Origin of the sequence: Vibrio sp. V08_P9A1T1 (genome assembly GCF_963874405.1) — a bacterium.
Classification (GTDB): Bacteria; Pseudomonadota; Gammaproteobacteria; order Enterobacterales; family Vibrionaceae; genus Vibrio; species Vibrio anguillarum.
Genome location: NZ_CAWNIB010000060.1, coordinates 1 through 8,071 on the forward strand (window position 1 = coordinate 1; position 8,071 = coordinate 8,071).

Annotated in this window: 7 protein-coding genes; 1 reads left to right on the plus strand and 6 read right to left on the minus strand. The window is 43.8% G+C overall.

The window, feature by feature from the left end:
- Nucleotides 1-15: 15 nt before the first annotated feature.
- Nucleotides 16-906, minus strand: coding sequence for a transcriptional activator NhaR (gene nhaR / locus AACT21_RS03380; protein WP_026027442.1), 891 nt, complete (start codon nucleotides 904-906; stop codon nucleotides 16-18).
- A gap of 371 nt (nucleotides 907-1,277) precedes the next feature.
- Between nhaR and AACT21_RS03385 the strand changes: the two genes are divergently transcribed.
- Entirely contained in the window at nucleotides 1,278-2,423 is a 1,146-nt protein-coding gene (locus AACT21_RS03385) for a Na/Pi symporter (protein ID WP_064624491.1), read from the plus strand.
- A 102-nt stretch (nucleotides 2,424-2,525) separates the two neighbouring features.
- On the opposite strand, the gene AACT21_RS03390 is transcribed toward AACT21_RS03385, so the two are convergent.
- The 5 genes from AACT21_RS03390 to rppH are packed head-to-tail and all read right to left on the minus strand — an operon-like array spanning nucleotide 2,526 to nucleotide 7,807.
- The gene (locus AACT21_RS03390) at nucleotides 2,526-3,377 is read right to left on the minus strand and encodes a thymidylate synthase (RefSeq protein WP_094164492.1); all 852 of its coding nucleotides are present in this window, start codon (nucleotides 3,375-3,377) and stop codon (nucleotides 2,526-2,528) included.
- Nucleotides 3,378-3,392: 15 nt separating this feature from the next.
- Nucleotides 3,393-4,196: a prolipoprotein diacylglyceryl transferase gene (gene lgt / locus AACT21_RS03395; RefSeq protein ID WP_013857591.1), complete on the minus strand. Its 804-nt coding sequence runs from the start codon at nucleotides 4,194-4,196 to the stop codon at nucleotides 3,393-3,395.
- Nucleotides 4,197-4,239: 43 nt separating this feature from the next.
- Nucleotides 4,240-5,031, minus strand: a complete 792-nt coding sequence (locus tag AACT21_RS03400) for a sulfite exporter TauE/SafE family protein (RefSeq protein WP_013857592.1) — start codon at nucleotides 5,029-5,031, stop codon at nucleotides 4,240-4,242.
- Nucleotides 5,032-5,039: 8 nt separating this feature from the next.
- Nucleotides 5,040-7,286 (minus strand): phosphoenolpyruvate--protein phosphotransferase, encoded by a 2,247-nt coding sequence (gene ptsP / locus AACT21_RS03405; protein WP_094164493.1) that lies wholly within the window; start codon nucleotides 7,284-7,286, stop codon nucleotides 5,040-5,042.
- Between the two features lie 2 nt (nucleotides 7,287-7,288).
- Nucleotides 7,289-7,807 carry an RNA pyrophosphohydrolase gene (gene rppH / locus AACT21_RS03410; RefSeq protein ID WP_010319133.1) on the minus strand — a complete coding sequence of 173 codons (519 nt, stop codon included), beginning with the start codon at nucleotides 7,805-7,807 and terminating at the stop codon, nucleotides 7,289-7,291.
- Between the last annotated feature and the right edge of the window lie 264 nt (nucleotides 7,808-8,071).

Genomic DNA, 8,071 nt, shown 5'->3' on the forward strand with positions numbered 1-8,071 from the left:
TTAGTAGTGAAAGCATCATACAAACAAATTATTAAAATCTGCATCGCAAACATTTTTCACTGCTGGGTGTTGGATCATCCTCTCAGCAAAAATGACGTAGTACTCTTCTTTTAAATCATCAATCTGACCGATGAGTTGCAAAGGAAGATCATCACCAACTTCAGTCACATAGATTGAGGGTGCTAAAAAAATTGCATCATGATGATAACGCGCAAAAGCTTTCATCAATGCCGCATCATCAAACTCCCCCAGAATATTCGGCTTCAGGCCTTGACGGTCAAACCATTGCAATAGATTACGCCCCATCGCGGTTCGGCTTCCCGGTATCAACAACTTTCTCTGCTCTAAAATGGCGGGAAAAGAGACATTTTCAACCTTGCCTGAACAAAAAAAACTCATGTGACTCTCACCCAGTTTTTTGCTGAACAGGCCCGGGCTTTGGCTGGAATCGACGGGATAATCAGAGAGAATCATATCCAATTTGTGTTGTGAAAGTTGCTCTAACAACATTTCATGGGTCGATTCAAAACAACGCAAGTGGATACTGCTATCGGCCGGGACCGTCGTCATCAGTATTTTACTGACAAGCCGTTTAGAGAGGGCATCCGCCACTCCTACATCAAACAGCAGATTAGAGCGCTGACTATAATTGACAATATCGAGCATCTCATAACTTAAGCCGAACATCCGGTCAGCATATTTAAAAACCAGTTGCCCAAGTTCTGTCGGTTCAATGCTACGACCATTACGCTTAGTAAGCTTACCATCCATGCGCTCTTCAAAAGCCTTAATTTGCCCAGTGACGGTTTGTGGAGTCAAGAAGAGTGCTTCTGCAGCTTTAGTGACCGATCCCTGCTTGCATACCATCCAGAAGTAGTAAAGATGATTATAGTTGAGGTGAAACATGATAAGGACACTCAATTTTATCTGGTCGTTGTTTATAACAAACCCAAGCCAAATGAGCAATTAACTCGGAAAAACCGAACTTAAGAACGTTAGCTAATCTTAATACCGAGCAGTTAGAGTTCAAAAATGACAACTTCGTCATAAAATATCTAAAACTAGCGTCCCTCGCCCTCCTCCTCCACGTTGTTAAAATCGCATAACATCATGAAAATTCAATAAATAAAGAATTAAAAGTCACCGTGAAACTTGTTTTTATCAGAGTTATCAATGAGAAACCCACTGTCATATAAATGAAATAATTATTCTCTACTATCTCGCTCAGATTCAACAACAGACCGAACAACACTCAAAAGGTCAATGGAGAAAAGAAAATGAACCAAGCGACAACTACTGCTGCACCCATTGCGAGTACCACTCGTTGGCTGCGTTGGGCGAACTTGGCATTCATGCTCTACCTACTGCTACTTGCAGTGGCGATGGTAGGTAGTGGATTTAAATGGGCGACAGGTGATCAAGCTAAGGTACTGTTTGAGTTTGCCTCACACCCAATAGCGGGGTTGATGATAGGGTTAGTCGCCACAGCATTGATTCAATCTTCAAGCACCGTAACCTCTATCATTGTCGGTCTTGTGGCTGGCGGATTACCTGTTGAAATGGCGATCCCAATGGTCATGGGTGCCAATATTGGCACCACAGTAACCAACACGCTTGTTAGCCTTGGACACGTTCGTTGCCAAGTCGAATTTAAACGCGCTTTTGCAAGTGCAACAATTCACGACTTCTTTAATCTTTTGGCGGTACTGATTTTCCTACCGTTAGAGATGATGTTTGGTATTTTAGAGAAAATTTCTCATTGGCTTGTGTCACCTTTGCTCTCTACTGGTGATATGAGCATGAAAGGACTCGATTTTATCAAACCTATCACGAGCCCAATTATCACGGCACTAAAAGGCCAGCTGATCACTTTTGGTGAAGTTGTAGGTGGCGTGATGTTGATTGTTCTTGGTATTGCGACCATTTTTGTGGCTATCACTGTCATGGGTAAGCTCATGAAGAGTTTGATGGTGGGTCGTGCGAAAGAGATACTCAAAGATGCCATTGGACGCGGACCGCTGCACGGTATCCTTTCAGGTTCAATCGTCACTGTATTGGTTCAATCTTCTTCAACTACCACCAGTTTAATGGTTCCGCTGGTCGGCACTGGTGTATTGAAAGTACGCGATGTTTACCCATTCACTTTAGGGGCTAATATTGGCACTTGCATTACCGCCCTACTCGCGGCAACGGCCGTTTCTGGTGAGTTTGCGGTATTTGCCTTGCAAATTGCTTTAGTCCACTTAACCTTTAATGTATTAGCCACTGTGTTGATCTATGGTGTTCCGTTTTTACGTGAACTGCCAATTAAAGGCGCAGAAATGATCGCCGAAATGGCGACTAAGAATAAGTCGGTTGTCGCTGTCTATTTGCTATCGGTCTTTATTATCCTACCTGGTGGCATATTGGCACTAACGGCTTAAGTAACGAACAAACCACACGACAGATCAAAAAAATCCCCGAGCAACGCTTCGGGGATTTTTTACAACTAGAAAACAGTACTTTTTAATAATGCGAGAGGGCAACTAAACCGAAAACGGGTACTGGATGGCATCATGACATTGGTAGCCTTCAATCCAGAAATCATCCAAGGTAACCCAAGTTTCAAGATCTTCTAGCGTTTTAATTTTCGGGTTGATATGAAACTTCGCCATAGGTAGTGGATCACGCTTAAGTTGTACATCTTTCATCAACGCCAGTTGGTCTTCATAGATATGCGCATTGACGATCTTATGGTAGGCCACGCCCGCTTTTTTGCCGGTAATTTGCGCCATAATTGCGAGGAACACGTAGACCTGAACCATATTAAAATTCAAGCCAAGCGGGACATCACACGAGCGTTGCGTACTATTGAGATACAAAGTATCGCCCAACAACGAAAAGTGATGACTGTACATGCAGGGGCGCAAGCAGCCCATATGAAACTCACCTGGGTTGTAAAAGTTTAGGATTTCGCCTCTATCATCAACGCCACGTGAAAGATCATCAACAATCTTACGCAGTTGATCAATCTGCCCACCACCAGCCTTGGCCCACGCACGTCCTTGAACGCCGTACACGCGGCCCATATCATCTTCACCTTTGCGGTATGGATTGTTAAGCCAAGCTGCATTTAAATTCGCATTCGCATCCCACGTTTTGGTTCCTAAAGCGCGAAAATCGGCTGCATTATCGTAGCCACGAATATAACCAAGCAGCTCAGCAACTGCGGCTTTCCAGAAGCTTTTACGCGTTGTCACTAACGGGAATTGATTCTGACCTACATCATAGGTGAGATCAGCGTTAACCACCGTTAGGCAGCGTTTGGCTGTACGTTCATTTTCGATCCAAACGCCATCATCAACAATTCGCTGACAAAGTTCAAGATACTGTTTCACAAACTATCCTTAACACTATTGAGTCACTTTATGGTTAACCTTGTACGCCCATACCATCATCAGTGCACCGACAATGATCATCGGTAGCGACAGGATTTGCCCCATGGAGATAAATCCAGCGAACAATCCTAATTGTGCATCTGGTTCACGAACATATTCGACAAGGAAACGGAATGTTCCGTAGCCTATCAAAAATAGCCCTGAGACTGAACCAATTGGCCGATTTTTGCGGATAAACAGGTTCAATATAATAAACAGCACAATCCCTTCTAAGAAAAACTCATAAAGCTGTGATGGATGGCGAGGCAAAGGCCCGCCGTTCGGAAAAATGATCGCCCATGGAACATCGGTTACTCGCCCCCACAATTCACTGTTCATGAAGTTGCCTAATCGTCCCATACCTAAACCAAATGGAACCAAAGGAGCCACAAAATCGGCGACACCAAAAAACGTTCGGTTATTTTTCCGTGCATACCAAAACATTGCACTGATCACGCCAAGTAGACCACCATGGAAAGACATCCCGCCTGTCCACACTTTAAAAAGATAGAGCGGGTCTTGGAGAAACAGATCAAAATTGTAAAACAACACATAACCGACACGACCACCAATGACCACCCCTAAAAATCCAGCAAACAGCAAATCCGAGACTTGCTCACGAGTCCAACCACTATTTGGTTTGTCCGCTCTGCGATTGGCAAGCCACATCGCAAAAACAAAACCAACTAAATACATTAAGCCGTACCAGCGAATGGATATAGGGCCAATCGCAATCAGCACGGGATCAATATTTGGGAACTGTATAAAACCCTGAGACATAAACGTGTTCTCTTACTAAAAATGAGGTGAAGATAATAAGTGATTAAAACAGCATAGTTGCCGCTATAACCATCAGAAAAACGGAGAATATTTTTTTCAATACCGCCGTCGGTAACTGAGTCGCGTAACGCGCTCCTAATCGAGTAGTGAGAATTGAGGTCGAAGCAATGGCGACTAACGCAGGTAAATAGACATAGCCAATGCTGTAAGGTGGTAAATTCTCCACTTGATAACCGTGCAAAATAAAACCAATCATGCCAGAGATTGCGATCACACACCCACAGACAGAAGAAGAACCGACGGCTTTACGCATTTCAACGCCATGACGATTCAAAAAAGGAACGGAGAGCGAACCGCCACCAATTCCCGCTAAACTAGAGACAATACCAATACCACTGCCACACAGCATGGTCACCCACGCACCGGGCATCGATCTTTGCATTTGTGCTTTTATCGATAAAAACATTTGAATCGCCAGGCAAAAAACAATCACGCCAAATACTTTCGGTAGATATTGAGTCGGAATCACATCTGCGATCATTGAGCCAACAAACCCACCGACGATAACGCCGGGCATGAGCCACTTGACGACAAACATATCCACATTGCCCAATTTAAGGTGATTTAATGCCGAAGAAGCCGAAGTAACAATGATGGTCGCTAGCGATGTCGCTAACGCTAAATGCATACTAAGTTCGGGGGAAATACCCGCCTTGGGAAGCAAAAGAAGCAACGCCGGAACGACAATTAAACCACCACCAATGCCCAGTAAACCAGCCATAAAACCAACGACTGAGCCCAATAACACCAGCAACACCATCAACTCAAAATTCACATTGGTTCCTATTTTTTGCCTGCGCGGATAAAGCCAGCAAAGCCTTTATCTTCAAAGTATGAGTGCATCATATTATAAATGTCGTTGCCGTAAGGTTGCATCAACGCTTTGTCAGCAAGTTGCTGTAACTGTCCTAACTGAGAGTGCCTCACTAAATATTTGACCTTGGCTACGTTGGAGGTATTCATACTTAGCATGCGATAACCCAAACCAATTAATAACAGTGAACCGATAGGGTCTCCGGCCAACTCACCACACACGCAAACAGGTATACGATGAGACTGGCAAGTCTCTAAAATCTGTTTAAGCGCCATCACCACCGCAGGATGCATGGAGTCATAGACATCAGCAACATGTGCATTGTTCCGATCAACGGCCAACAAATATTGGGTTAAATCGTTGGTTCCAACCGAAACAAAGTCCACTTTGCTCGCAATCAATGGTAGAAGATAAATCATTGATGGTACTTCAATCATAATGCCAATCTTGGGCATTATGATCCGATCATCAACGCTAGAAACTTCTCGATACGCTTGCTCAATCAACCGCATTGCGTCGTCCAACTCTTTCGTTCCTGAAATCATGGGCAATAAAATGCTGAGATTTTGGTTATCGCCGCTGGCACGCATCATCGCCCGCAGTTGAATCAAAAAAATATCGGGATGATCGAGCGTAAAACGAATACCTCGCCAACCAAGAAAGGGATTGTCTTCTTCAATGGGTAGATAAGGCAGTGCTTTATCGCCACCAATGTCTAACGTTCTCATCACCACCCGTTTATCAGGATAAGCGTTCAAAACGCTGCGATACTGCTGCACTTGTTCTTCTTCTGATGGAAAGCGATGTTGCAGCAAAAAGGAAATTTCGGTTCGATACAGCCCGACACCATCAACCCCTTGGTTAATTGCGATGTTGGTATCCGCACTTAATCCAGCATTGAGCATCACTTCAATACGTGTGCCATCTTGCGTAAAAGGAGCTTCTGCAATGGTTTCATTAACCATTTGAGAAAGTTCGCTTTCTTCATAAGCTAAAGCGCGATATTCCGCCAGAATTTGTCTATTTGGTGAGATAAAAACCTTGCCGCTATAACCATCGACAATGCCCTTTTTACCGTTGATCTCCTTGAGATTAAGTGAAATCCCCATCACTGCGGGAATGCCCAGCGCCCGTGACAATATTGCTGCGTGGGAATTGGCAGCCCCTTCTAAAGAGACCACCGCCAGTAATTTATCTTTAGGAATAGCGGCGAGAATTGAAGCAGTAAGTTCGCGTACCACCAAAATAATCGGTTTATCAAGTTGCTGCTGATCATGCTCAGTGTTGTGCAAAAAAAATAGCAGTCGCTGACCTAGCTCACGAATATCCTGTGCACGCTCACGTAAGTAAACATCTGACATCTTCGCAAAACGGTTGGAATAACTCTCCACAACCTGCCGTAATGCCCAATCTGCACGATCGCCTTTTTGGATCTGGCTTTTCAGATCGTTGCGTAGCATCGGATCATTGAGTAGATGAGTAAAGAGATCGAAGATGGCTAACGCATCTTTATTAATATCACTATCGAGTTTTTTTCTTAAACGACGAAAATCGTTCAAGGCGCTTTCTACCGCCAGCACTAGCCACTCTTGTTCTCGTTCAATATCGAGCGTTGAGGCGGGGTAAACATCAGACAGTTGAGGCTGGGTGTCATCCCACCAAAACTCACCAATCGCGATGCCAGATGACGCAGCAATACCACTGGTGGATAACTGCTTTTTCGAAAGCAGCCACTGCCCTTGTGTTTGAGCATGAGCAATAATCACGGCCACTTGCGCCGCCAGAGTGACAATAAAAGACTCTTCCATCTCACTAAATAAGCGAGGTGTTTTTTGCTGCACGACCAAGACACCCAATACTCGCTTGCGATGAATAATCGGCGTACCAAGAAAGCTTTGATACACCTCTTCGCCAAGCTGTTTGAAGTATTTAAAATTAGGATGTTTCGACGCTTCAGCAATGTTGATTGGCTCAGCTGAACGTTTCACTAAGCCCACTAAACCTTCGTCAAAACCGATGTGGATTTTGTCGCCTTTGAACTTTAAGCCTTGCGTTGCCATCAGTTCTAGGCGATGTTTTTCTTCGTTAGCAAGATAGACAGTGCAACACTCGGTACTCATCGCATTGCACGTTTGCTTAACCAAAATATCCAAGGCTTGGTGTACATCTTCTACCTTGGATACTTGTTCAACTATTTCCCTTAGCTGAGAGAGCATGTCTATCCTCTTTTATTTTTGCGCTTACCTTTGTTATTACGTTCTTTAAATGGCATCGCGAATGATGCAAACTCTTTCATGGCGCGACGATAAACATCTCGCTTGAAAGAGACTACTTGCCTCACTGGATACCAATAACTGACCCAACGCCAACCATCAAATTCAGGGGTACTGCCGCGCTGCATGTTGATTCTTGATTCATCACACTCTAAGCGCAGAAGAAACCATTTCTGTTTTTGCCCAATACAGACAGGTTGAGAATCCCAACGAACGAGCCGTTTTGGTAATTTATATCTTAACCAATGACGGCTTGTTGCTATGATTTTCACATCTTTCTTTGTAAGCCCAACCTCTTCGTAAAGCTCTCTAAACATCGCTTGTTCAGGAGTTTCATCGTCGTCAATTCCACCTTGTGGAAACTGCCAAGAGTGTTGTCCGTATCGTTTCGCCCAGAATACCTGACCATGGTTGTTACAAATCACAATACCAACATTGAGTCGGTAACCATCGCCATCGATCACTGGCCAACCTCTAGTAAAATCTTAATTGCTTTGATTTTTCCACATATCCCCAATAGGAGCAAACTTACTAGTGTGATTAACACGAGATTTATGTATTCCCAATCATTAATTGGATAACTTTTCATCAAATTTAAAGTTATCAACAAAATAATGCGACACCAGCCACATTTATTCACCTTTTCTGTGAGTAACTATGTGAAGAATCTCTAGATAGCGACTTACTTCCCCAAAAAGCAAAAGAATACGGACCAATATAAAAAAGAT

Coding starts and splice junctions, on each gene's coding strand:
- nhaR (WP_026027442.1), bottom strand. CDS start 906: ATGTTTCACCTCAACTATAATCATCTTTACTACTTCTGGATGGTATGC.
- AACT21_RS03385 (WP_064624491.1), top strand. CDS start 1,278: ATGAACCAAGCGACAACTACTGCTGCACCCATTGCGAGTACCACTCGT.
- lgt (WP_013857591.1), bottom strand. CDS start 4,196: ATGTCTCAGGGTTTTATACAGTTCCCAAATATTGATCCCGTGCTGATT.
- ptsP (WP_094164493.1), bottom strand. CDS start 7,286: ATGCTCTCTCAGCTAAGGGAAATAGTTGAACAAGTATCCAAGGTAGAA.